Source organism: Streptomyces sp. DF42 (genome assembly GCF_058267695.1).
In genome coordinates this window covers 1123330-1147225 of sequence record NZ_CM177859.1, presented here as the reverse complement: position 1 = coordinate 1147225, position 23896 = coordinate 1123330, and the positions used below count along the sequence as shown (strand labels likewise).

Annotated in this window: 22 protein-coding genes and 3 pseudogenes; 16 read left to right on the top strand and 9 right to left on the bottom strand. The window is 71.4% G+C overall.

All coding sequences use genetic code 11. The annotated features are described in order from the left end of the window. Positions 1 to 158 precede the first annotated feature (158 nt). Positions 159 to 821 carry a transcriptional regulator gene (locus tag ACYUED_RS05250; protein ID WP_491291149.1) on the top strand — a complete coding sequence of 221 codons (663 nt, stop codon included), beginning with the start codon at positions 159 to 161 and terminating at the stop codon, positions 819 to 821. A gap of 15 nt (positions 822 to 836) precedes the next feature. Here the strand turns inward: ACYUED_RS05250 and ACYUED_RS05245 are convergent, their stop codons facing one another. The 5 genes from ACYUED_RS05245 to ACYUED_RS05225 form a co-directional block, all read right to left on the bottom strand. After that, complete coding sequence (locus tag ACYUED_RS05245; RefSeq protein ID WP_266527430.1) at positions 837 to 1073, bottom strand: DUF6213 family protein; 237 nt, start codon at positions 1071 to 1073, stop codon at positions 837 to 839. Between the two features lie 25 nt (positions 1074 to 1098). Then, positions 1099 to 2493, bottom strand: coding sequence for an NADP-dependent succinic semialdehyde dehydrogenase (locus ACYUED_RS05240; protein ID WP_491291148.1), 1395 nt, complete (start codon positions 2491 to 2493; stop codon positions 1099 to 1101). Positions 2494 to 2570: 77 nt separating this feature from the next. Then, positions 2571 to 3038, bottom strand: coding sequence for an NUDIX hydrolase (locus tag ACYUED_RS05235; protein WP_491291147.1), 468 nt, complete (start codon positions 3036 to 3038; stop codon positions 2571 to 2573). Then, on the bottom strand, positions 3035 to 4573 hold the full coding sequence (locus ACYUED_RS05230; RefSeq protein WP_491291146.1) for an ATP-dependent DNA ligase: 1539 nt from the start codon (positions 4571 to 4573) through the stop codon (positions 3035 to 3037). Before ACYUED_RS05230 ends, ACYUED_RS05235 begins: the two co-directional genes overlap by 4 nt. 51 nt (positions 4574 to 4624) lie before the next feature. Then, a complete protein-coding gene (locus ACYUED_RS05225; protein ID WP_491291145.1) occupies positions 4625 to 5554 on the bottom strand; it encodes an NAD(P)/FAD-dependent oxidoreductase in 930 nt (309 codons plus the stop codon). Positions 5555 to 5617: 63 nt separating this feature from the next. Between ACYUED_RS05225 and ACYUED_RS05220 the strand changes: the two genes are divergently transcribed. Beyond that, complete coding sequence (locus ACYUED_RS05220; RefSeq protein ID WP_491291144.1) at positions 5618 to 6190, top strand: helix-turn-helix domain-containing protein; 573 nt, start codon at positions 5618 to 5620, stop codon at positions 6188 to 6190. 69 nt (positions 6191 to 6259) lie between these two features. On the opposite strand, the gene ACYUED_RS05215 is transcribed toward ACYUED_RS05220, so the two are convergent. Beyond that, complete coding sequence (locus ACYUED_RS05215) at positions 6260 to 6604, bottom strand: helix-turn-helix transcriptional regulator (RefSeq protein WP_491291143.1); 345 nt, start codon at positions 6602 to 6604, stop codon at positions 6260 to 6262. Positions 6605 to 6734: 130 nt separating this feature from the next. Between ACYUED_RS05215 and ACYUED_RS05210 the strand changes: the two genes are divergently transcribed. From ACYUED_RS05210 to ACYUED_RS05185, 6 genes are all read left to right on the top strand, one after another. Then, on the top strand, positions 6735 to 7475 hold the full coding sequence (locus tag ACYUED_RS05210; RefSeq protein WP_491291142.1) for an STAS domain-containing protein: 741 nt from the start codon (positions 6735 to 6737) through the stop codon (positions 7473 to 7475). 116 nt (positions 7476 to 7591) lie between these two features. Continuing rightward, a complete protein-coding gene (locus tag ACYUED_RS05205; RefSeq protein ID WP_491291141.1) occupies positions 7592 to 8572 on the top strand; it encodes an NADPH:quinone oxidoreductase family protein in 981 nt (326 codons plus the stop codon). Next, entirely contained in the window at positions 8572 to 9753 is a 1182-nt protein-coding gene (locus ACYUED_RS05200) for an acyl-CoA dehydrogenase family protein (protein WP_491291140.1), read from the top strand. Before ACYUED_RS05205 ends, ACYUED_RS05200 begins: the two co-directional genes overlap by 1 nt. Next, positions 9750 to 10841, top strand: a complete 1092-nt coding sequence (locus tag ACYUED_RS05195; RefSeq protein WP_491291139.1) for an acyl-CoA dehydrogenase family protein — start codon at positions 9750 to 9752, stop codon at positions 10839 to 10841. The genes ACYUED_RS05200 and ACYUED_RS05195 overlap by 4 nt, the downstream gene beginning before the upstream one ends. A gap of 181 nt (positions 10842 to 11022) precedes the next feature. After that, on the top strand, positions 11023 to 11886 hold the full coding sequence (locus tag ACYUED_RS05190) for a phosphatidylinositol-specific phospholipase C/glycerophosphodiester phosphodiesterase family protein (protein ID WP_491291138.1): 864 nt from the start codon (positions 11023 to 11025) through the stop codon (positions 11884 to 11886). Between the two features lie 110 nt (positions 11887 to 11996). After that, positions 11997 to 12191, top strand: coding sequence for a hypothetical protein (locus ACYUED_RS05185; RefSeq protein WP_491291137.1), 195 nt, complete (start codon positions 11997 to 11999; stop codon positions 12189 to 12191). 12 nt (positions 12192 to 12203) lie between these two features. Here the strand turns inward: ACYUED_RS05185 and ACYUED_RS05180 are convergent, their stop codons facing one another. Further along, positions 12204 to 13364, bottom strand: a complete 1161-nt coding sequence (locus ACYUED_RS05180) for a phosphodiester glycosidase family protein (protein ID WP_491291136.1) — start codon at positions 13362 to 13364, stop codon at positions 12204 to 12206. A 192-nt stretch (positions 13365 to 13556) separates the two neighbouring features. Next, a pseudogene (locus tag ACYUED_RS05175) lies at positions 13557 to 13652 on the bottom strand (DUF779 domain-containing protein); the annotation flags it as partial. Between the two features lie 71 nt (positions 13653 to 13723). On the opposite strand from ACYUED_RS05175, the gene ACYUED_RS05170 reads away from it, so the two are divergent. Both ACYUED_RS05170 and ACYUED_RS05165 read left to right on the top strand, forming a co-directional pair. Then, positions 13724 to 14032, top strand: coding sequence for a hypothetical protein (locus ACYUED_RS05170; RefSeq protein ID WP_491294860.1), 309 nt, complete (start codon positions 13724 to 13726; stop codon positions 14030 to 14032). A 5-nt stretch (positions 14033 to 14037) separates the two neighbouring features. Further along, on the top strand, positions 14038 to 15039 hold the full coding sequence (locus ACYUED_RS05165) for a sugar kinase (RefSeq protein WP_491294141.1): 1002 nt from the start codon (positions 14038 to 14040) through the stop codon (positions 15037 to 15039). Positions 15040 to 15042: 3 nt separating this feature from the next. Here the strand turns inward: ACYUED_RS05165 and ACYUED_RS05160 are convergent, their stop codons facing one another. Beyond that, entirely contained in the window at positions 15043 to 16308 is a 1266-nt protein-coding gene (locus tag ACYUED_RS05160; protein WP_491291135.1) for a YhgE/Pip domain-containing protein, read from the bottom strand. A 282-nt stretch (positions 16309 to 16590) separates the two neighbouring features. On the opposite strand from ACYUED_RS05160, the gene ACYUED_RS05155 reads away from it, so the two are divergent. The 6 genes and pseudogenes from ACYUED_RS05155 to ACYUED_RS05130 form a co-directional block, all read left to right on the top strand. Beyond that, positions 16591 to 18666 carry a xanthine dehydrogenase family protein molybdopterin-binding subunit gene (locus ACYUED_RS05155; protein ID WP_491294140.1) on the top strand — a complete coding sequence of 692 codons (2076 nt, stop codon included), beginning with the start codon at positions 16591 to 16593 and terminating at the stop codon, positions 18664 to 18666. A gap of 68 nt (positions 18667 to 18734) precedes the next feature. Continuing rightward, positions 18735 to 19196, top strand: a complete 462-nt coding sequence (locus ACYUED_RS05150) for a (2Fe-2S)-binding protein (protein ID WP_491291134.1) — start codon at positions 18735 to 18737, stop codon at positions 19194 to 19196. Between the two features lie 82 nt (positions 19197 to 19278). Next, the gene (locus tag ACYUED_RS05145; RefSeq protein WP_491291133.1) at positions 19279 to 22653 is read left to right on the top strand and encodes a pyruvate carboxylase; all 3375 of its coding nucleotides are present in this window, start codon (positions 19279 to 19281) and stop codon (positions 22651 to 22653) included. A gap of 194 nt (positions 22654 to 22847) precedes the next feature. After that, positions 22848 to 23333, top strand: a complete 486-nt coding sequence (locus ACYUED_RS05140) for a hypothetical protein (protein WP_491291132.1) — start codon at positions 22848 to 22850, stop codon at positions 23331 to 23333. Between the two features lie 97 nt (positions 23334 to 23430). After that, positions 23431 to 23616 (top strand): annotated as a pseudogene (locus tag ACYUED_RS05135) (ISAzo13 family transposase); the annotation flags it as partial. Next, positions 23613 to 23888, top strand: a pseudogene (locus tag ACYUED_RS05130) (VOC family protein); the annotation flags it as partial. The pseudogenes ACYUED_RS05135 and ACYUED_RS05130, both read left to right, overlap by 4 nt. Positions 23889 to 23896: the final 8 nt, after the last annotated feature.

Below are 23896 nucleotides of genomic sequence, written 5' to 3'. Positions count from 1 at the left end.
AAGGCCTTCGGCCCCGGGCGGAAAGTGGTTCACCTCTGCGGGTGGTTCGTCCACGATCACCCGAGCGGGCGACGATCTCGCGTCGGACTACTCCGAACCGGTGACACCGTGCCAGGGTCGAAACCAGGAGCCCCACATCCGAACCCATGGAGGACGCGATGACGCGTACGGCCACGGAACTGCTGGAGACGACCACCGCGATGCTCGCCCCGGTCCCGCAGGCCAACGCTCTCGTGCCGCTGATCGCCCGCGGCGAGGCCTCCCGCGACACACTCGCGACGCTCGCCCTGGAACAGGGCTGGGTGATCCCGGCGGACCGCCGCGCGTTCCTGCATCTGGCACAGCGCGCGACCGAGGAGCCGGAGGCGGCCGCGTTCTTCGAGATGCTCGCCGAGGGCGAGGCGCTGGCGGGGGAGCGGCTGGAACCCTTCGCGGCGGCATGCGGCATCGACGAGGCACGGACGCGCGCATACGAGCCACTGCCGGGCTGCCAGACCTACCCGTCCTACGTCGCCTGGCTCGCCCTCAACGCCTCCCCGACGGACACGGTCCTGGCGATCACCGCCAACTTCTCGGCCTGGGGTGGCTACTGCGCGACCATCGCGGAGGCCCTGCGCACGCACTACGGCTTCAAGGGCGACGACTGCGCCTTCTTCGACTTCTTCGCGCAGCCGTCCCCGGAGCTGGACCGGAAGGCGACGGCCGCGGTCCGGGCAGGCCTGGACGGGGGATTCCTGAGTGAGGAACGCGCACACGCCTACGGCCGTTTGCTGCAGAGTTACGAGGCCGTGTTCTGGGCGACACTGCTCCAGCCGGCCTGAAGTGGCGCGGGGCCCCTACGGCGCACTCCCGCTGCTGTGAGCGATGCACGCCACGTCGATCCGGTCGGCCAGCTTCGCCAGCTCAATGGTCAACGCCGCCACCGTGTCCTCGTCGAGCCCGCTCTCCCCGGCCTCGACAAGGTGCAGCCACCGTCCCCCCACCGTCCGCAACAACTTGCTCACATCGGCCGCGGCGACCTGCAAGGTACCGCGGTCGTCGACGATCAGAGGCAGAGTCACTTCGCGGTTCACAACCGGGATGTTAGCCGCGCGGCGTTCACGCACCGTGCCAAACCGTCGTGATGTTGCAGAACTCCCGGATTCCGTGCCCGGACAGCTCACGCCCGTACCCGGACCGCTTGACCCCGCCGAACGGGAACGCCGGATGGGAGGCGGTCATGCCGTTGAAGAACACGCCGCCCGCCTCCAGATCCCGTACGAACCGGTCGACCTCCGCCTCGTCCCGCGTCCACACGTTCGAACTCAGCCCGAACGGCGAGTCGTTGGCGATGAGCACGGCCTCGTCGAGACCCGATGCGCGATACAGGGTGGCGACGGGCCCGAAGGCCTCCTCGCGGTGGATCCGCATCTCCCGCGTGATCCCGGCGATGACGGTCGGCGGGTAGTACCAGCCGGGCAGCTCGGGCCGGCGGAGCCGATGGCCGCCGCACAGCACCTGCGCCCCGCTGCGCCTGGCGTCGTCGACGAGCTCCTCCAGATCGGCCCGGCCCTGCTCGCTCGACAGCGGCCCGACCTCCGTGTCCTCCTCCATCGGGTCGCCGACCTTCAGCGCCTTCATGCCCTCGACGAAACGCTCCGTGAACCGGTCGTAGACGTCCGTGTGCACGATGAACCGCTTGGCGGCGATGCACGACTGGCCGTTGTTCTGCACGCGCGCGGTGACCGCGATCTGCGCGGCGCGGTCCACGTCGGCGGACGGCATGACGACGTACGGGTCGCTGCCGCCCAGCTCCAGCACCGTCTTCTTGACCATCTCCCCGGACGTGGACGCGACCGCGCGGCCCGCGGGTTCGCTGCCGGTGAGGGTGGCAGCCTTCACGCGGTCGTCGCGCAGGAGGTCGTCGACCGCGCCCGAGCCGACGAGCAGGGTCTGGAAGCAGCCTTCCGGATAGCCGGCCCGATGGAAGAGGTCCTCCAGGAAGAGGGCCGTCTGCGGCACGTTGGAGGCGTGCTTGAGCAGGCCCACGTTGCCCGCCATCAGCGCGGGCGCGGCGAACCGGATCACCTGCCACAGCGGGAAGTTCCACGGCATCACCGCGAGCACGGGACCGAGCGGCCGGTAGCGGACCAGGACGCGGGAGCCGCCCGAGTCCTTGACGTCGGCGTCCGCGGGCTCCTCGTCGGCCAGCAGTTCCTCGGCGTGGTCGGCGTACCAGCGCATCGCCTTGGCGCACTTGGCGGCCTCGGCGCGCGCCTGCTTGATGGGCTTGCCCATCTCGGTGGTCATGACACGGGCGATGTCCTGCTGGATATCGTCGAGCAGGCCGGCGGCCCTGTGCAGCAGGCGGGCGCGTTCGCTGAAGGGTGTCGTCCGGTAGGTGCGGAACGTCGCCTCCGCGAGCTGGAGCCGGCGCTCCAGCTCCTCCTCGCCCATGGCCTCGTACGTCTTGAGCGTCTCGCCGTTCGCCGGGTTCACCGTCGCGATGGGCATGGCTGACCTCCTGGGGGCGCTGCTCGTGTTATGACCTTCCCGCGCGCCGCGGGTGACCGCAACGCGTGTGCGTCCGCTCAGGGCGAGTGCTCCACCAGCCGGTCGAGAAACGCGGCCTGCGCCGTGACGATCACCTCGCGGGCGCGGTCGAGCCCGAACCACCGCACGCGGTCCAGCTCGGGGAACTCCTGGGTCCGCCCGGACCTCGGAGGCCACTCCATCCGGAACGTGCCGGGCTCGATCGTCGCCGGATCGAGTTCGGCCTCGACCGCCCAGGCCGTGACGGTCTTGCCGCCCGTCTGCCGGACCTCGCCCAGCGGCACCGCCTCGCCGGCGGGCGGCGGCAGCCCCAGCTCCTCCTGGAACTCGCGCCGCGCGGCGTCCCAGGCCGTCTCCTCCCCGGGCACGTACTCGCCCTTCGGGACGGTCCACGCCCCGGCGTCCCGCTTGGCGAAGAACGGGCCGCCCATATGGCCCAGCAACACCTCCAGGCCGCCGCCGGTGTGCCGGAACAACAGCAGGCCCGCGCTCTGCTTCCCGCTCACGGGTGTACCTCCGGGTGCGCGGCCAGCAGCGTCTCGACCGTGTCGGCGTCCTCGGGGCGCTTGTCCTCGCGGTAGCGGACCACGCGGGCGAAGCGGAGGGTGACGCCGGCCGGGTAGCGGGTGGACCTCTGCAGGCCGTCGTAGGCGATCTCGACGACGAGCTCCGGGCGTACGGTCACCACGTGGGCGTTGCTGCCTGTGGCCAGCTCCTGCAATCGTTCGGTCTGCCAGGTGAGCATCGCGTCGGTCATGCCCTTGAAGGTCTTGCCGAGCATGGCGAAGGAGCCGTCGGCGTTGCGGGCGCCGAGGTGGAGGTTGGAGAGCCTGCCGGTGCGGCGGCCGTGGCCCCACTCGGCGGCCAGTACCACCAGGTCGAGCGTGTGCACGGGCTTGACCTTCAGCCAGGACGCGCCGCGCCGGCCCGCGCTGTAGGCGGCGTCCAGCCCCTTGACGACCACGCCCTCGTGACCGCGCTTCAGGGTGTCGGCGAGGAAGTCCTCGGCCGGGCCCACGTCCTGGGGCCCGGACACCAGGGTGCGCCGCACCCGCATCGGTTCGGGCACCAGCCGGGCGAGCTCCGCGTGGCGCTCGGCGAACGGCAGGTCGAGCAGGTCGTGGCCGTCGACCGAGAGGGCGTCGAAGAAGACCGGCGAGACCGGCACCGTCTCGGCTGCCGTCGCCACGTCCACGCGCGAGCCGACCCGCCCGGCCGTCGCCTGGAAGGACCGGGGCCGCCCGTCCTCGCCGAAGGAGATCACCTCACCGTCCAGGATGAACCGCCGGCTCCTCAACTCCAGTGCAGCAGTGTTGAGTTCGGGCAGACGATCGGTGATGTCGTCGAGGGTGCGGGTGTAGATCCGTACGGAATCGCCGTCCCGGTGGACCTGCACGCGGATGCCGTCCAGCTTCTCCTCGACCGCGCAGGCGCCGAGCTTGTCGACCGCCTCGGCCACCGAGGAGGCGCTGTGCGCCAGCATCGGCAGGACCGGGCGGCCGACGGTCAGCCGGAAGCCTTCGAGCGACGCCGGACCGTCGGCGAGCAGGGCCTGTGCCACCGTCTGGAGGGAGCCCGCGAGCATCACGGCCCGGCGCACGTCCCCGGGCGGCGCCCCAGTCGCCTGTGCCAGCCCTTCGACGGCCACGGCCTCCAGGGCGCCCTGTCGTACCTCGCCGGTGATCAGCCCGTGCAGGAACCGCTGCTCGTCCTGTGTGGCCGCGCCCATCAACTCCCCGACCAGCCGGGCCCGCTCGGCCTGCGAGCCGGCGCCCGCGACCTTGCCCAGGTCGGTGAGCACGGCGTCGGCCCCGCGCACGGTCAGGGTCGGTTCGGCGGCGGGGGCGACCGGACGGCTCAGCACCTTCCAGCCGACGCCGAGCCGTCCCTGGGGCAGTCGTCCCGCCAGATACGGGATCACGATCGGCACGTCGTCCGCCTCGGCGTCCCGGAACAGCTCGGCGAGCAGAGCGATCTTCCGGGACCGCGCCGAGGTGGCGGCGACCTCCTGGGACACGTGGGCCAGCCGGGCGAGCAGCATGCAGCCATGGTGCAACGGAGGCGGCGGCTCCACACCCGGACGGCGAAGGTTCTACGGACGTACGGCCGCGTCGAGGTCGGCCATCAGCAGCTCCCCGTTGATCGCGGCGCCCGCGCGGTAGCCGCGGCTCGCCGCGTTCACGACCTGCTCGGCGAAGCCGGAGGCGTTGCCCGCGGCCCACAGCCCCGGCACGGTCGTCAGGCCTCGCTCGTCGATCACCGGGTACGCGCCGAAGGGCGTCTCGCGCAGCTCGGCGCCCAGCCGCAGGAACAGGTCGTTGCGCGGGACCGCACGCGGCGCGACGAACAGGACGGACCGCTCGTGCATGGCGCCGCCCGCGAGCCGCACTCCGGTGAGCCGGTCCTCTTCGACGACGAGACCGGCCACCTCGCCGGGCACCACCTCGACCCCGGCAGCGGCCAGCCGGCGCAGGTCGTCGTCCGACAGCTCGTCCTCGGCGACCGTGTGCAGGAAGAACGTCACGTCCTTCGACCACTGGGACACCATCAGGGCCTGATGCACGCTCATCGCCGTCGTGGCCAGCACGCCGAAGGGCCGGTCGCGCACCTCCCAGCCGTGGCAGTACGGGCAGTGCAGCGCATCCCGGCCGAAGCGCTCGGCGAGGCCGGGCACCTGAGGCAGCTCGTCCTTGAGACCGGTGGCCACGACGAGTGCCCGGGCGCGGACGGTACGGCCGCTGTCGAGGACCACCGCGAACCCGTCGCCCTTCGAGGCGTCCACCGCCCGGTCCCGCACCAGCTCCACGCCGTACCGGGCGATCTCCTCACGGCCGACCGCCAGGAACTCGGCGGGCGGCATGCCGTCCCGGGAGAGATAGCCCTGCATGTGGGCGGCCGGCGCGTTGCGCGGTTCGCCCGCGTCGACGACCAGGGTGCGGCGCCGGGCCCGGCCCAGGACGAGGGCCGCGGACAGTCCCGCCGCGCCGCCTCCGATCACGATCACTTCGTATGTCTCGGTCATGCCCACAACGTGCTCCGCGAGTGCGGGATTGACAAACATCTTTGCTGATTCTGCAATACGAGGATGAGTACCGAAGACGTTCTCGCGGATGTGGGCCCCCGGCTGCGACGGATCCGGAAGGAGCGGGAGGTGACCCTGGCGGAACTGTCCGCAGCGACCGGCATCTCCGTGAGTACCCTGTCGCGCCTGGAGTCCGGCCTGCGCAAGCCCAGCCTCGAACTGCTGCTGCCGATCGCCCAGGCCCACCGGGTGCAGCTCGACGAACTGGTCGGCGCCCCGCCGGTCGGCGATCCGCGCGTCCGTCTCCAGCCGCTTGTCCGGCACGGACGCACCTTCTGGCCGCTCACTCGGCAGACCGGGGGGCTCCAGGCGTTCAAGGTGCTCGTACCGCAGCGGGACGAGGAGCCCGAGTCGCGCACCCATGAGGGCTACGAGTGGCTGTACGTCCTGTCGGGGCGGCTGCGGGTGGTGCTGGGCGAGCACGACGTGGTGATGAGCGCCGGGGAGGCGGCGGAGTTCGACACGCGGGTGCCGCACTGGTTCGGGTCGACGGGAGAGGCGCCCGCGGAGTTCCTGAGCCTGTTCGGGCCGCAGGGGGAGCGGATGCATGTACGGGCGCGGCCCAAGGGGGCGTAGCGGTCCGCGCCGCCGGCCACCGCGCCCCGGCCGTCCGGTCCGGCGATCGCCCGTCGCGCCCGCGGGGGGTCAGGCCGGGGCGTGCGGCCTGTTCTCGGGAGAGCTGGAACGGTCGGCCTCGGCCTGGGCGAGCAGGGACAGCAGCGATGTCACGGTGAGCCCGGCCTCGGCAGGATGGCGCAGGACCTTGCCGGGCTCGATGCGGTAGGTGTTGGTGCGTCCCTCCCGGACGTGCGAGAGGTAACCGTCCTGCTCAAGGTCGGAAATGATCTTCTGCACCGCGCGTTCGGTCAGCCTGCAGTGGGCGGCGATGTCGCGGATCCGGGCGCTCTGGTTGTCGGCGATCGCCGCAAGCACTCGTGCGTGATTGGTCAGAAACGTCCATCCGGTGTGTGGCTCGGGCACTCCATCCATGCCCCAACTCTAGCGAGCAACCATTCACGCATTCAAAAACCAGAACTCTGTTTCATGTATTAGTTGACGTATGTGGGGTGAGAAGGGGAATCTGAAGGCGGAGGCAAGCGAGCACATGAGGGGAAGGGTCATGCCGGAACGTGTGCGCTCGGCGCAGCCCCGGAGCCTGGCCACGATCGCGGCGGCGGCCGTCGGCGGCCGAATGAGCGTCACGGTGCGCGGCGAGCTCGACATCGATGCCCAGCGGCTCCAGCCCGAGCTCCGCGACATCCTGGGCCGTTCGGCCACAGGGGTCGACCTGGATCTGAGTGCCGTCCGATTCTGCGACTGCGGCGGCCTCAACATCCTGCTCGACCTGCGGCGCCACGCCCTCGCCCAGAGCAAGACGGTCGCCGTCCAGGCCTGCAGCCCGGTGGTCCAGCGGCTGCTCGACCTCACCGGCGCCGGGGAGTTGTTCACGCACTCCGGACCGGGCGGTCCCGATGCCGCGCCCCCCGCGGTCCTCGACGGCCGGAGCCAGGGGAGGGGCGTCGACCAGGAACTGCGCACCGAGGTCGCCCAGCTGCGCCGAGCCATGCAGACCCGTCCGGCCATAGACGTGGCCCGCGGCATCCTGATGGCCTCCTTCGGTCTGAGTGCCGAAGGGGCCTGGACCGTGCTCGTCACGGCCTCCCAGAACACCAACACCAAGCTGCACCGGCTCGCCCAGGAGCTGACGGACACCGTCCATGGAACCCCGCTCCCGGAAGAGGTGCGGGAGCAGGTGGCGGCGGCCGTCGCCAAGGTGCGGGCGGTTCCGTCGACGCCGCTCGACGACGTGCCCGTGCAGGACGTCACGCCGGAGCCGGACGGTGCCTCGCCCCGCGCGTAGGGCTGTGGCGGGGTGCGGGATGTGACGTTCCCGGCAGGCCTGTTCCCTCGGGGGCAAGCGACCGCTTAGTATGCGATGGACCCCGGTCAGACGACGCAGTCCCGTGGAGGCACCGCATGCAGGCATGGCAAGTGCACGAGAACGGCGAGCCGAGCGAGGTGATGCGGCTCGAGGAGGTGGAGCGGCCCACGCCCGGTGACGGCCAGGTGCTGCTGAAGGTGCGTGCCGCGAACATCAACTTCCCGGACGTGCTGATGTGCCGGGGCCACTACCAGGTGCGCCCGCCGCTGCCGTTCACACCGGGCGTGGAGATCTGCGGCGAGACCGAGGACGGCCGCAGGGTGATCGCCAACCCCGCGCTGCCGTACGGCGGTTTCGCCGAGTACGCCGTCGCGGACGCCGCCGCTCTGCTGCCCGCGCCCGACTCGCTGGACGACGCGGAGAGCGCCGCCCTGCACATCGGCTACCAGACGGGCTGGTTCGGTCTGCACCGGCGAGCCCATCTGGAAGCCGGCGAGACGCTGCTCGTCCACGCTGCCGCAGGAGGGGTCGGCAGCGCGGCCGTACAGCTCGGCAAGGCCGCCGGGGCGCGGGTCATCGGCGTCGTCGGCGGCGCGGACAAGGCCGCCGTCGCCCGGGAGCTGGGCTGCGACGTGGTGGTCGACCGGCGCAGCGAGGACGTCGTCGCCGCGGTCAAGGAGGCCACGGGCGGCCGGGGCGCCGACGTGATCTACGACCCGGTCGGCGGCGAGGCCTACACCCAGTCCACCAAGGTCGTCGCCTTCGAGGGCCGGATCGTGGTCGTCGGCTTCGCGAGCGGCACCATCCCCAGCCCGGGGCTGAACCACGCCCTGGTGAAGAACTACTCCATCCTCGGCCTGCACTGGGGCCTGTACGGAACCAAGATCCCGAAGCTGATCCAGCACTGCCACGAGCAGCTCACCGAGCTTGCCGCCCGGGGTGCCATCAAGCCGCTGGTCAGCGAGCGCGTACCGCTGGCGGAGGCGGCGGCCGCCGTGCAGCGGGTCGGCGACGGGGTGACGACGGGCCGGGTCGCCGTGCTGCCGTCCCTGTCGCTTCGGAACGGAGCCGCCTGATGACCGACGCAGCCGAACTGAGGCGCCGCACAGCCGAGTTGCTGTCGGCGTACCCGCCCGCCACCACCGACCGCCTGGACTTCCTCAAGGCCCGCTTCGACGCGGGTCTGGCGTGGGTGCACTATCCCGAGGGCCTCGGCGGGCTGGGCGCCCCGCGCTCCCTCCAGGCCGTGGTGGACGCCGGGCTGGAGGCGGCCGACGCCCCCGACAACGACGCGCGCCGCAACGGCATCGGACTCGGCATGGCCGCCCCGACCATCCTCAAGTACGGCACGCAGGAGCAGAAGCAGCGCTTTCTACGGCCGCTGTGGATCGGCGAGGAGGTCTGGTGCCAGCTGTTCAGCGAACCCGGTGCCGGCTCCGACCTCGCCGCACTCGGGACCCGGGCCGTCAGTGAGGGCGACGACTGGATCGTCAACGGGCAGAAGGTGTGGACGTCCGGCGCGCACAACTCCCGCTGGGCCATCCTCATCGCCCGCACCGACCCGGACGTGCCCAAGCACGCAGGCATCACCTACTTCATCTGCGACATGACCGACCCCGGCGTCGAGGTCCGTCCGCTGCGCCAGATCACCGGTGAGGCCGAGTTCAACGAGGTCTTCCTCACCGACGTCCGCATCCCCGACGCCCACCGCCTCGGCGAGGTCGGCGACGGCTGGCGGGTCGCCCAGACCACGCTCAACAACGAACGCGTCGCCATCGGTGGCATGCGGCTGCCCCGCGAGGGCGGCATGATCGGCCCGATCGCCAGGACCTGGCGCGAGCGGCCGGACCTGCGCACCGCCGACCTGCATCAGCGACTGCTGAAGCTCTGGGTCGACGCCGAGGTCGCCCGGCTCACCGGCGAACGCCTGCGCCAGCAGCTCACCGTCGGCCAGCCCGGCCCCGAGGGTGCCGGCATGAAGCTCGCGTTCGCCCGCCTCAACCAGGAGATCAGCGGCCTGGAGGTCGAACTCCTGGGCGAGGAAGGCCTGTTGTACGACGACTGGACCATGCGTCGCCCCGAACTGGTGGACTTCACCGGCCGCGAGGCCGGCTACCGCTACCTCCGTTCGAAGGGCAACAGCATCGAGGGCGGGACCAGCGAGGTCCTGCTGAACATCGTCGCCGAGCGCGTCCTGGGCCTGCCCGCCGAGCCGCGCACCGACAAGGACGTCGCATGGAAGGACCTGACCCGATGACCACGCGGCGCACACAGCCCGACCTGCTGTACTCGGAGGAGCAAGAGGCGCTGCGGGACGCCGTACGGGACCTGCTCGGCGACCACTGCGACGCGCCCGGCGTCATCGCACGCACCGAGTCCGACACCCCGCACGACCTGGCGGCCTGGAAGGCCCTCGCGGACGGCATGGGCCTGGCGGGCCTGCTGGTGCCCGAGGCCAAGGGCGGCCAGGGCGCCACGCACCGTGAAGCCGCCGTGGTCCTGGAGGAGTTGGGGCGCGCGGTCGCTCCCCTGCCGTATCTCACCAGTTCCGTCGTCGCCACCGAGGCCCTGCTGGCGTGCGAGGCCGACGACCTGCTGGCTGAGCTGGCGTCGGCACGGAGGATCGGCGCCCTCGCCGTCGCGCTGAACGTCGCTCCGGGCGGCGCCCACAAGGTCGTACGCGTCGAAGACGGCACCCTGCACGGGGAGTTGACCGGTATCGCGGACGCGGCGGTCGCCGATGTCCTGCTGGTGCCGGCCGAGGACGGCGGTCTGTACGCGGTCGACGCGGACGCCGCGACCGTCACCCCGCAGACCTCCTTCGACCTCACCAGGCCGCTGGCGACCGTCACCCTCCACGGGGCGCGCGCCCGCCGGATCGGAGATGCCGAACCGGCCGTACGACGCGCTCTTCGGGCCGGCGCCGGACTGCTGGCTTCCGAGCAACTCGGCCTCGCCGAGTGGGCGTTGACCGAGACGGTCCGCTATCTGAAGGAGCGCAAGCAGTTCAACCGGCCCGTCGGTGGCTTCCAGGCGCTCAAGCACCGGCTCGCCCAGCTGTGGCTGGAGGTGGTCAACCTCCGCGCGGCCGCCCGCAACGCGGCCGACGCCCTGGCGGCCGGCGAGGACGCCGATGTGGCGGTGGCGGTGGCCCAGGCGTACGCGGCGTCCGTCGCCGTCCACGCCGCCGAGGAGGCGCTGCAGTTGCACGCCGGCATCGGCATGACCTGGGAGCACCCCATCCATCTCTGCCTGAAGCGGGCCAAGGCCGACTCGATCGCGTACGGCACGGCCGGCGCCCACCGCGCCGCCGTGGCCGAACTGGTCGGCCTGCAAGCCCCCTGACATCACCCGGTGTTCACCCGATGAAGCCCGCCCCACCTGGGGCGGGCCTTTTCGTGCGGCTACGCGGAAGGAGTGAACGAGCGGCGGCAGTCCGGCCAACTCCTGGCATGTACAGGTTCATTGGAGGCCAATCCGTCTCATACTCCCTGTGGTTCCGACCCGCCCCACAGGGAGGCAGCACATGGCCCTCATCACCCGCCGCAGAGCCCTCACCGCCCTCGGCGCCGCCGCCGCGGTCGTGCTCGCCCCACCCGCGGGCAGCGCGTTCGCCGAGGGAACCAAGCACAACCGCCGCCCGTTGTGGCGCGCCCACGCCCACAACGACTACGACCATCCGCGCCCCCTCTTCGACGCCCTCGACCACCGCTTCGGCAGCGTCGAGGCCGACATCTTCCTCGTCGGCGACCAGCTGCTCATCGCCCACGACGCCTCCCAGCTAGACCCGGCACGCACCCTGGAGTCCCTCTACCTCGACCCGCTGGCCGCCATCGTCAAGGCCAACCGCGGTTCCGTGTACCGGGGTTACCGGCGGCCGCTCCAGCTGCTCATCGACATCAAGACCGAGGGCTCGTCGACGTACCTCGAACTCGACCGCCACCTCCAGCGCTACAAGCACCTCTTCACGACCTACGTCCACGGCCGCACCCACCCGGGCGCCATCACCAACGTGATCTCCGGCGACCGCGCCGCCCGTACGCCGATGGAGGCCCAGACCGTACGGCGGGCCTTCTACGACGGCCGGCTCACCGACCTCGGCACCGCGGCGCCTGCCTCCTTCGTCCCGCTGATCAGCGACAACTGGCAGCTCAACTTCACCTGGCTCGGTGAGGGCGCCTTCCCCGACGCCGAGCGGCAGAAGCTGCGCGGCATCATGCGCCAGGCGCACGCGCGCGGGCAGAGGGTGCGCTTCTGGAACACCCCTGACCTGGTCGGCCCCGCCCGCGACGCGTTGTGGACCGAGCTGCACACCGCCGGCGTCGACTACTTCAACACCGACGACCTCGCCGGCCTGGAGGCGTTCCTGGACGCCCACCGGGCGGCGTAGAACCACACGTTCGGAGGACAGGTCAGCCGCCCGGACGAACCCTCCGCTACGCCACACTTGCGGCCGAACGCCGTGAACCGGACGGGACGGCGTAGCGGAGGAGACTGACGATGGCGATTTCCATCTCTGTGGTGCTGCTGCTTCTGATCCTGGCGGTGATCTTCCTGCGCAACGGCGGCCTGAAGGTCTCCCACGCGCTGGTGTGCGCGCTGCTCGGCTTCTATCTCGCCGGCACGAACATCGCCCCCACCATCCACAGCGGTGTCACGGCCACGGCGGAGATCGTGAGCGGCCTCAGGCCGTGACGCGCGCGGCCGTCACGACGACTTCGACGTGGAGAACACTCCGATGCCGTTGGGGACAGGGCGTTCCGGGCCGACGGACGGATGGTTGCGTACGGAGACCCTCGGCGCCCCCGGTGCGCGGGCGACCAGTGTCGAGGACCCGCCGCCGTCCAGGCTGAAGGCGTCGACCGAACCCAACGACCGCATGGCGGCCGCCACTTCGGCGATCGTCAGACCGGAGCGGTAGGCGGGAGCCCCGTCCAGCGCGAACAGGAACAGCCGCTTCCCGCCGTCCGCGATGCCGACGGCCGTGCGCACGGCCGACGTCGAGTTGTCCAGGCCGCCCTGCGGGTGTCCGCGCTTCAGCACCGGATAGCCACCGAGCGCGAAGCTGTACGCGGTCCGGGAGGTGGCGGCCACCAGCCGGTGCGTCACCTTCACCGGCTCGCCCTTGAAGAACCTCCGCAGCTTCCGCGCGCCCGCCTCGCGGCCGACGAGCACCGTGGTTCCCGCGGCGATGGCGCCCTTGCCCGGAGTGGTGGACTCGGAGACGACCCGGTTGCCACGGATCGTCACCTCGTAGGTGTTCGTGCTGCAGGCGGCGGCCCGGTCGGTGTCCGTGCCGCACGTGGCGCGGACCCGGGAGACGCTGCCCCAGTCGGAGGTGAAGGCGCCGATCGAATTCACCGGCAGCGCGTACTGGTTCAGCCCGCCGAGCGGCAGCCGGCCCACCGGGGTGCGGATCCAACCGGCGAGTGCCAGGCTGTCCAGCCGCGCCTTGCGGTCGACGCCCACACCGATCACGTCACGGGTGGTGGCGCCGGGTGGCAGCGCCGGGCCGAAACGCTGCCCGTCGGGCACCGGGGCCTTGAGCACGTGCCCGTTCGTGATCGCCGGCCCGTCGGTCGAGCCCGTCGCCTCGACGCCCGGGTGCTGGGTCTCGGTGATGTTGAAGAAGTCGCCGTTGATGCCCCCGACGGCGCCCTGGGCGTCGGCCAGCTTGGAGACGGGGGCCCGCGCGGCCACGGCTCCCGCATACAGCAGGCCCAGGTGTACGTGGGTGTTGCGCAGGTCGACGGTGAGCACATGGGCACGGGTCGGCCCCTTGGCGCCCTGGATGTCGTACTGCTTGTAGGTGACTCCCGGCGCGACGGCGGTGGCGCTCGGCACGCCGCTGGCCGGTGCCGCCCCCACCAGGGCCGCACCGGCCAGCGCGCCGAATGCCGTGAGAAACGCCAGTGCCGATCTTGCTGACGTCCGAACCGCTCTGTCGGATCTGACTGCTGCGAAACGCTTCTGACGATGCGTCACAGTTCCCCCTGAGGGATCGTCAACTGTCTCAGGTCTCAGGGGAAGTGCAGCAGATGCAGGGGGCTCGTGGGGCGGCTATGGGCCGACGACGCGAGAACGGGTGAGAAAACGCACCCCCTCGGGTGCTTCCAGCGAGAAACCGCTGCCCCGGCCCGGCACGACGTCCACGATCGGTGAGCGGATCCATGCGTCCCGGCCCGAGGGGAACCCTGCGTCCGGACCGGCCGGAGCCCGGGGAGGGCATGCGCCGGACCGGCACCGGGACGGTGCTCGTCGACGTCCTCGCGGGTTGGTTGCCCCCCGCCCCTGACGAGCCCGCCGCACCGGCGAAGGAACCGGCTGGACCGTCTGTCCGTCCGGGCGCGGCGGCGCCGGTCGCCGACCGGCCGGGCACCGACGCGGCGCTGGAAGTGCCGAGCCGGGTCGTCGGGCGGCTGCGGCATCGTCGTGGCCGTCCGCGTAGTTCCCCGCGCCCCTTCGGGGCGCTCTCGGAGCGCGGACTGCCCGCGTCGGCGGCCGCCTGCCACCCGTCACCGGAGGTGGCGGTATGAGCGGCATGAACAGCATGTGGCACCCCGGCGAGGGGCCCGTGGTGTGCGTCGGCGAGACCATGGCCGCGCTCGCGCCCACCCCACCCGACTCCCTCGACAGCGCCGGGGAACTGCGGCTGTCCGTTGCCGGGGCGGAATCCAACGTGGCTGTGTATCTGGCGGATCTGGGCCGTTCCGTCTCCTGGCTCTCGGCAGTCGGCGACGACGCTTTCGGGCGGAGGGTGCGCGCGGCCGTGGGCGCCGCGGGCGTCGACGTCACCGGCGTACGGACCGATCCCGAGCGGCCCACGGGCCTGCTGGTGAAGGACCCGGGCCGCGACCGCACCCGTGTCCACTACTACCGGAGCGGTTCGGCGGCCTCGGCCCTCGGACCCGACGTCCTGGACGACGCCAGGGTGCGGTCCGCCGCCCTCGTGCACCTCACCGGAGTGACCCCCGCGCTCTCCCCCTCCTGCCGGAACCTGGTGGAACGCGCGCTCGGCACACCGCGTGGCGAACGCCCGTACGCGATCAGCTTCGACGTCAACCACCGCCCCGCGCTGTGGCCGGACGGCACGGCCGCCACGGTGCTGCGCGAGCTGGCCGACCGCGCCGACATCGCCTTCGTGGGCCTCGACGAGGCGCGGGACCTGTGGGGCGCAGACCTCGAACCGGCCCACGTACGGCGGCTGTTGGGGCGTCCGCGCATCCTGGAGGTGAAGGACGGCGCTCGGGCCGCGCACGCCTTCGCCGACGGTGGCGGTGGCGGTGGCGTGTGTACCGTGCCGGCCCTGCGTACGGACGTCGTGGAGCCCGTCGGCGCGGGCGACGCCTTCGCCGCCGGTTTCCTCGCGGGGCTGCTGGGCGGCCACGACATGCGGCGCGCCCTGCGCCTCGGCCACCTCACGGCCTCGTCCGCGCTCAAGGTGACCGGGGACCACGGCCCGTTGCCGGACGCCGCCACGATCGCGCGGCTCCTGGACCTCACCGACGAGGACTGGTCGGCACCCGCCCGTACCGACCGCTGAACCTCAAGCAGGCTGCGGGGTCAGGCGTTTGTGGCCCTTGCGGTCGTAGTAGCGCGTCATCACGAAGCCGAAGATCAGGCCCGCGGCCGCACCGATCGCGATCATGATCCAGGAGTGGGTCAGGCCGGCGTCCCCGCGGGCGTCGAAGTAGAGGATGGCGCGGACGCCGTCGCTGAGCTGGCGCATCGGCTCGAAATTGGACAGGAAGCGGTAGAAGCCGGGGACCGCCTGGAGTGGCACGGTGGCGCCCGAGGACGGCAGGCCCAGGACGATGAACACGAACATGGAGACCAGTTGGCCGACCCCGCCGAACGCCGCGTTGATGGCCTGCACGCCCAGGCCGACGGCGAGGGCCGCGCAGTACGAGTAGATCCACAGCAGCGGGATGTGGGTGGCGTCCATGCCCAGGACGGCGATGGTGGCGAGCATGACCAGGGACACGCTGACGACGGTGATGCCCGCGGTCATGGCCATCTTCAGCAGCAGGGTCTGCGTGCGGTTGATCGGCACGGTGGGGCGGCGGGTGTGCCAGGGGCCGATCTCGGTGTCGCTGTAACCGAGGGCGGTGTCGACGCCGTTGCTGATGACGTTCCCGCCCATGAAGCCGGCCAGCACGAGCAGCAGCGTGTAGTAGAACGCGCTCAGGCCGAGGCCGCTGTGGCCGCCGATCGGATGGCCGACCTGGGTGACGACGTTGACCGGGTCGGCGAGCAGCAGCCTGGTCGTGGCGTTCGCCCGGGGCCCCGCGGCCGCGGTGAGCTGCTTGCCGATGGTCGCCGAGGCCTGGTGCGCCGCCGCCGTGGTGATCTTACTGGTGAGGGAGGAACCCAGGCTGCCCTTGCCGGGGTTGGTGAGCACCGTCAGCGTCGGCCGTGCGGTGGCGTCGGCGGTGGTGAGCGCGGTGATGGACGCGGTGAAGTCGGGCGGGATGACCAGGGCGCCGTAGACCCTTCCGGAGTCGAGCTGGTCCTGGGCCTGCGCGCGGCTGAGGGTGCGCCAGTCGGCCTGGTCACCGGCCGTGTCGGAGGTGATGGCCGCGGCGAGCTGGGTGCCCGCGTTCTCCCGCTGCCCGGCCGGCGGCTTGCCGGTGTCGCCGTTGACCAGGGCGATCGGCAGATGGTGCAGGCTGCCCTGCGGGTTGACGATGCCGCCCATGTAGAGCAGGGCCAGCAACAGGGCGAGCAGTCCGGTCAGGACGGTCGGCACGAGCCACAGCTTGGGGCGGCCCAGCAGTGAGACGGCACTGGCCTGGGGACTGGCGTCGGCCATGGTTCTCCGTAGGTTGGGGACGGGACGTCCGTCGCACGGCTCCTCCACGGATCCAGAGCCTACGGAGGAGAGGCGGTTCGGGAGGCGAGGCCGCGCGCGACAGGCCGCAACTGTACGGCGGCCGGTTCTCAGGCAACCCACAGGCCCACTTGCGCCTCATAGCTGTTGACGTATCAGCCGGACGACCCCTGAGGAGTGTTGGTGGACGGCACAGAGTCCGCGGCCACAGGCCCGGCCCGGGATGCGGACATTCCTCGGCACGCGGTGTCCCGCCGCAGGTTCATGGTCTACTCGCTTGCCGCGTCCACCCTCACCATCGCGGCCCCGCTCGCCTGCGACACCTCCTCGGCCGAGGGTTCGGAGCCCCGCCGCGGCCCCTCCGACGCGCTGGTGACCGGCGCCGACGACGAGATGCTCGTCCTGGAGGTCACCCCGGCCAACAAGGTCGTCGTACGGCTGCCGCGCGTCGAGGTCGGCCAGGGCATCACCACCGCCGTCGCCATGATGGTCGCCGAGGAGCTGGACGCCCGCCTCGCCGACGTCGACATCCCGCTCGCCGACGCACGGACCAAGGGCAACCAGAACACCGGTGGTTCGAACTCGGTCGGCTCGCTGTACGGCCCGGCCCGCCAACTCGCCGCCACCGCACGCGCCAGGCTCGTCACCGCCGCCGCGAAGCGCTGGCACCTGCCCGCCTGGAGCCTGCGCACCAGGGACACGATGGTGATCGCCCCGGACGGCCGCACCGCCACCTTCGGCTCCCTCAGCGCGAGCGCCGCCCACATACGCCGTACGGCCGTGTCCGCCAAGCCCAAGCCGGCGTCCCGGCACAAGGTGATCGGCCGGCCGACGAACCGTGTCGATGCCCGCGACATCGTCACCGGCAGGGCGAAGTACACCGGAGACCTGTCGGTGCCAGGGGCGAAGCCGACCGTGGTGGCACGGCCGCCGACGCTCGGCGGAAGGATCGTCTCGGTCGACGACCGGGCGGCCCGCGCCCTTCCCGGCGTGCACGCCGTCGTCAGGGTCCCGGGCGGAGTCGCCGTGGTGGCCGAGAGCTTCCACCACGCCTTCCAGGCCAGGGACGCCCTGAAGATCAAGTGGGCGCCCGGCCCGCTGGCCGCCCTGTCCGACGCCGGCATCCGCGCCCGGCTGCGGGCCGCGGTCCCGCACCTCGGTACCCCGCCGCGCGGAACGGCACAGGTCGAGGGCGAGTTCGAGTTCGCGTTCGTCAGCCACGCGCCGATGGAGGTCCTGACCGCGATCGCGGACGTGCAGGCGCACCGGGCCGAGATCTGGTTCTCCTCCCAGACACCGATGGAGGCCCGCGACGACATCGCCGCCACGGTCCAACTGCCCGCGTCCGCGGTCAAGGTCCATGTGATCCGCGGCGGAGGCTCCTTCGGGCGGCGGCTGAACCACGACGCCGCCATCGAGGCGGCCCTCATCTCGAAGGCGGCACACCGGCCGGTCAAGCTGATGTGGAGCCGGGGCGACGACACCCGGCACGGCAGGATGCGCCCCGCCGACCACCACAGGATCCGTGCCAGCCACGCGGACGGCAGAGTGGTGGCCTTCACCCATGCCACGGCCTCCGTGAACGAGTCCTACGGCAGAGTGGCCGCCGCGAGCCGGGCCGCCTTGCGGCGCCCGCTCGCCGCTCCGCTGCCCAGCGACTCCGGTCTCTACAACTTCGGCCGGGTCTCCGGCGACTCGGGCGGCGTCGAGCTCGCGATCCCGCTCGGCGCGTGGCGGTCGGTGGACTCCGGGACGGTACGGACCGCGCAGGAGATCATGGTCGACGAGGTGGCACGGAGCCTGGGCCGGGACCCGGTCGCCTTCCGCCGTACGACTCTGCGCAGCAAGGGCGTCAAGGCCGTACTCGACAAGGCCGCCGAGGCCGGCGGCTGGGGGCGGACCATGCCGGCCGGGCACGGGCAGGGCGTCGCCGTCCACGAGGAGTACGGATCCTGCGTTGCCTGTCTGGTCGAGATCGACGCCACCGACCCGAAGAAGCCCCGGGTGACCAAGGTGGTGATGGCCGCCGACGTCGGCACGGTGATCAACCCACGCGGTCTTCAGGCCCAGCTCATGGGCGCGGCGATCGACGGGATCTCCACGGTGCTGCAGGCAGGGCTGCACATCGACCGGGGTGCCGTGCGCGAGGGCAGCTTCGCCGACTTCCGGTGGGCCCGCCAGCGGCATGCCCCGCTGCACTTCGAGGCGCACATCATGCCGTCCAGGGGTGAGCCGGGCGGCGCCGGTGAACTCGGCGTGCCGGCCGCCTCCGGAGCCGTGGCCAACGCCTACGCACGGGCGACCGGCACCAGACCGCGTCGCTTCCCGCTCACGTTCTGACCCGCCCGCGTTCCGACCCGCTCCTGCTCCGACCCGCTCATGTTCTGTGACGTTCCGAGAAGGTACTGATGCCCTCCTACTCCTTCGTCCTCAACGGCGAACACGTCACCGTCGAGGCCCCGGCCGACATGCCGCTGCTGTGGGTGCTGCGCGACCTGCTGCACGTCACCGGCCCCAAGTACGGCTGCGGCGTCGGCATCTGCCGCGCCTGCACCAGCCATCTCGACGGCGCGGAGATCCAGCCCTGTGTGGTGAAGGTCGCCGACTGCGACGACCGCCAGGTCACCACCGTCGAAGGGCTGGCCGACGGCGACACCCTGCACCCGGTGCAGCAGGCCTGGCTGGAGTGCGACGTCTCGCAGTGCGGCTTCTGCCAGCCGGGCCAGATCATGGCCGCCGCCGCTCTGCTGAAGAAGACACCCCAGCCGTCCGACGAGGACATCGACGGCATCGAGAACATGTGCCGCTGCGGCACCTACCCGCGCATCCGCGAGGCAATCAGAAAGGCGGCAACCGAGATCACATCTTGAACTGAGTGGCCCGGCTCACATGGCGTGACGTGGGCGTCCCCGACACCATGGGGACGTCATCGGCAGGCTGAAGGGAGCGGCGATGTTCCGCAAGGTGCTGGTCGCCAACCGTGGTGAGATCGCGATCAGGGCGTTTCGCGCCGGCTATGAGCTGGGCGCGAGGACCGTCGCCGTCTTCCCGCACGAGGACCGCAACTCGTTGCACCGGCTCAAGGCCGACGAGGCCTACGAGATCGGCCAGCCCGGGCATCCGGTGCGGGCGTATCTCTCCGTGGAGGAGATCGTCCGTGCCGCGCGGCAGGCGGGCGCGGACGCGGTGTACCCGGGCTACGGGTTCCTGTCCGAGAACCCCGAGCTGGCGAAGGCCTGCGAGGAGGCCGGCATCACGTTCGTCGGGCCGAGCGCGCAGACCCTCGAACTGACCGGCAACAAGGCCCGCGCCGTGGCCGCCGCCCGCGCGGCCGGTGTCCCGGTGCTCGGCTCCTCGGCCCCCTCCGACGACCTCGACGAACTCGTCCGCGCCGCCGAGGAGATCGGCTTCCCCCTGTTCGTGAAGGCGGTCGCCGGTGGCGGCGGACGCGGGATGCGCCGCGTCGAGGACCCGGCCGCGCTGCGCGAGTCCATCGAGGCGGCGTCCCGCGAGGCCGCCTCGGCGTTCGGCGACTCCACCGTCTTCCTGGAGAAGGCCGTCGTCGACCCCCGCCACATCGAGGTGCAGATCCTCGCCGACGGCGAGGGCAACGTCATCCATCTCTTCGAGCGGGACTGCTCTCTCCAGCGCCGCCACCAGAAGGTCATCGAGCTGGCCCCCGCACCCAACCTCGACCCGGCCCTTCGGGACCGGATCTGCGCCGACGCCGTGCGCTTCGCCCGCGAGATCGGCTACCGCAACGCGGGCACCGTGGAGTTCCTCCTCGACCGCGACGGCAACCACGTCTTCATCGAGATGAACCCGCGCATCCAGGTCGAGCACACGGTCACCGAGGAGGTCACCGACGTCGACCTCGTCCAGGCCCAGCTGCGTATCGCGTCCGGCCAGACCCTCGCCGACCTGGGGCTGTCCCAGGACACGGTCAAGCTGCACGGCGCGGCCCTTCAGTGCCGCATCACCACCGAGGACCCGGCCAACGGCTTCCGCCCGGACACCGGCCGTATCAGCGCCTACCGCTCGCCCGGCGGCTCGGGCATCCGCCTCGACGGCGGAACCACCCATGCCGGTACGGAGATCAGCGCCCACTTCGACTCCATGCTGGTCAAACTCACCTGCCGGGGCCGGGACTTCAAGGCCGCGATCGGCCGGGCCCGGCGTGCGGTGGCCGAGTTCCGCATCCGCGGCGTGGCCACCAACATCCCCTTCCTGCAGGCGGTGTTGGACGACCCCGACTTCCAGGCCGGCCGGATCACGACGTCGTTCATCGAGCAGCGCCCGCACCTGCTGACCTCCCGCTCCTCCGCCGACCGCGGCACCAAGCTGCTCACCTACCTCGCCGACGTGACGGTGAACAAGCCGAACGGGGAGCGCCCCGAGCTGATCGAGCCCGTCAGCAAGCTGCCGGCGTTGCCCGCAGGCGAGCCGCCCGCCGGCTCGCGTCAGCGGCTCGTCGAGCTCGGCCCGGAGGGATTCGCCCGCGCCCTGCGCGAGTCGCCGACCATCGGCGTCACCGACACCACCTTCCGCGACGCCCACCAGTCCCTGCTCGCCACCCGCGTCCGCACCAAGGACCTCCTCGCGGTCGCCCCCGTGGTCGCCCGCACCCTGCCCGAGCTGCTGTCCCTGGAGTGCTGGGGCGGAGCGACGTACGACGTGGCGCTGCGCTTCCTGGCCGAGGACCCCTGGGAACGCCTGGCCGCCCTGCGCGAGGCCGTCCCCAACATCTGTCTGCAGATGCTGCTGCGCGGCCGCAACACCGTCGGCTACACCCCGTACCCGACCGAGGTGACCGACGCCTTCGTGCAGGAGGCCGCCGCCACCGGCATCGACATCTTCCGCATCTTCGACGCCCTCAACGACGTCGGCCAGATGCGGCCCGCCATCGACGCCGTACGCGAGACGGGCACGGCGATCGCCGAGGTCGCCCTCTGCTACACCTCGGACCTGTCGGACCCGAACGAGCGCCTGTACACCCTCGACTACTACCTCCGCCTGGCCGAGCAGATCGTCGAGGCGGGCGCCCACGTCCTGGCTGTCAAGGACATGGCGGGCCTGCTGCGCGCCCCGGCCGCCGCAAAGCTCGTATCGGCGCTGCGCCGCGAATTCGACCTCCCGGTCCATCTGCACACCCACGACACGGCGGGCGGCCAGCTCGGCACCTATCTCGCGGCGATCCAGGCGGGCGCGGACGCGGTGGACGGCGCGGTCGCGTCGATGGCGGGTACGACGTCCCAGCCGTCGCTCTCGGCGATCGTCGCCGCGACCGACCACTCCGAGCGGCCCACCGGCCTCGACCTCCAGGCCGTCGGCGACCTGGAGCCGTACTGGGAGAGCGTCCGCCGGGTCTACGCCCCCTTCGAGGCGGGCCTCGCCTCCCCGACGGGCCGCGTCTACCACCACGAGATCCCCGGCGGCCAGCTCTCCAACCTGCGCACCCAGGCCGTGGCGCTCGGCCTCGGCGACCGCTTCGAGGAGATCGAGGACCTCTACGCCTCCGCCGACCGGATGCTGGGCCGCCTGGTGAAGGTCACCCCGTCCTCCAAGGTGGTCGGCGACCTCGCCCTCCACCTGGTGGGTGCCGGAGTGGACCCGGCCGACTTCGAGGCCACCCCGAACCGGTACGACATCCCCGACTCCGTCATCGGCTTCCTGCGCGGCGAGCTGGGCACCCCGCCCGGCGGCTGGCCGGAGCCCTTCCGCACCAAGGCACTTGAGGGCCGCGCCGAGCCCAGGCCCGTCCAGGAGCTCAGCACGGAGGACCGTGAGGGCCTGGCGAAGGAGCCCCGCGCCACCCTCAACCGTCTTCTCTTCCCCGGCCCGACCCGCGACTACGACACCCACCGTCAGGCCTACGGCGACACCAGCGTGCTGGACAGCAAGGACTTCTTCTACGGGCTGCGCCCGGGCAAGGAGTACGCCGTCGACCTCGAACCCGGCGTCCGGCTGCTGATCGAGCTCGAGGCGGTCGGCGAGGCCGACGAGCGCGGCATGCGCACCGTGATGTCCACCCTGAACGGCCAGCTCCGCCCGATCCAGGTCCGCGACCAGGCGGCCGCCTCCGACGTCCCGGTGACCGAGAAGGCCGACCGCACCAACCCGGGCCATGTCGCCGCCCCGTTCGCCGGCGTGGTCACCCTCGCGGTCGCCGAGGGCGACGAGGTGGACGCCGGCGCGACCGTGGCCACCATCGAGGCGATGAAGATGGAGGCCGCGATCACCGCCCCCAAGGCGGGCACCGTCGGCCGGCTCGCCATCAACAAGATCCAGCAGGTGGAGGGCGGGGACCTGCTGGTCGAGATCGGCTGAGCCGTCACTCCGTGGCGGCTGCGCTCACACGGTTGACGGCGTGAGCACCCACGCCTGTGTCGGAGGGCCGGCCCCACCGGTTGGTCGGTGGGGCCGGCCCTCCGACGGTGCCGTCCGGTAGCGATCTTGACCTGGCCCTGAACGCAACGGTACGTTGCGCGTCCAGTGATCTTCGGGATAGAGGATTGGACGACATGGGGATTCGCATAAATATGCGGAGCGTTCTGATTGCCGGGATTCTGCTTGGGGCATCCATCTTCACGCCAGCCACTCAGGCTGACGCTGCAGCTGGGCAGTACCACTTGAACCTCGGTCAGAAGCTGACCGTCGGGAAGTGCATCGTGTCCACTGCTGGACAGCGCGGGGCTGTCGCAAAGCTGTGCATGGGCAATTATGCCAACGCGCTCATCTACTACAAAGGCGTTCTCGTGGATGAGTTCGGACCGAATCACGTGACGTCGGCTCAGCCCAGGGCCTACATCACGCTCGCGTCCGACCACAACGTCAAGATTTATAAGTACTCCGGTGGGCCACTTCTGTTCAACAGCAGGACCGCCGGGAGATTCCCGGCGACCCAGCTGTGGATCGACTCCTGCGCGGCTCTTCCCTACTGGAACGTCGCCCTGGTCAAGCCTGGAAGCTTCAACTGGCCCTGGAAGGGCGAACACTGCGTCGGCTAGTTGTACCCGGCCACCCCGATCTGACAGTTGTCAACCTTGCCTGGGGCCCGTATTTCAATAGGTGCTCGGCAGAGGGGTGTTGGTGGGAGTCTGAGATATGACTCCGTGTCTGTCAGGCCGCGTCGCCGCTCGTGCTCTGCGGGCCAAGCTCGATCAGATCCTGCCGCACTTCGATGAGCGTCGCCGTCGGTTGTACCTGGCCAGTGAGGCGACGGCCCTCGGCCGCGGCGGGATCGTCCGGGTCGCCGCCGCCTCCGGCACCAGCACTGCAACCATCGCGCGAGCTCCGTGGGACAGCACACCAACGACAAGGAGCTGTCCTACTACGCCCGCACCCCCTCGGGCTTCGAGTGGGAGGTCGGCTGGAACCCCGTCGTCATCGACGAGACCACCTGGCAGCCCACCACCCACCACGGCATCAGCATCTGGGGCCACACTCCCGTCGGCCGGACCATCGTCGACAAACTCGACCAGTTCCGCCTCGGCGCCCGCTCCCTCACCCGGCCGGAAGCCACTGTTCCGGCCCTCAGCGGCGCCGGCATCCCGGACGAGTGACCCTGCGC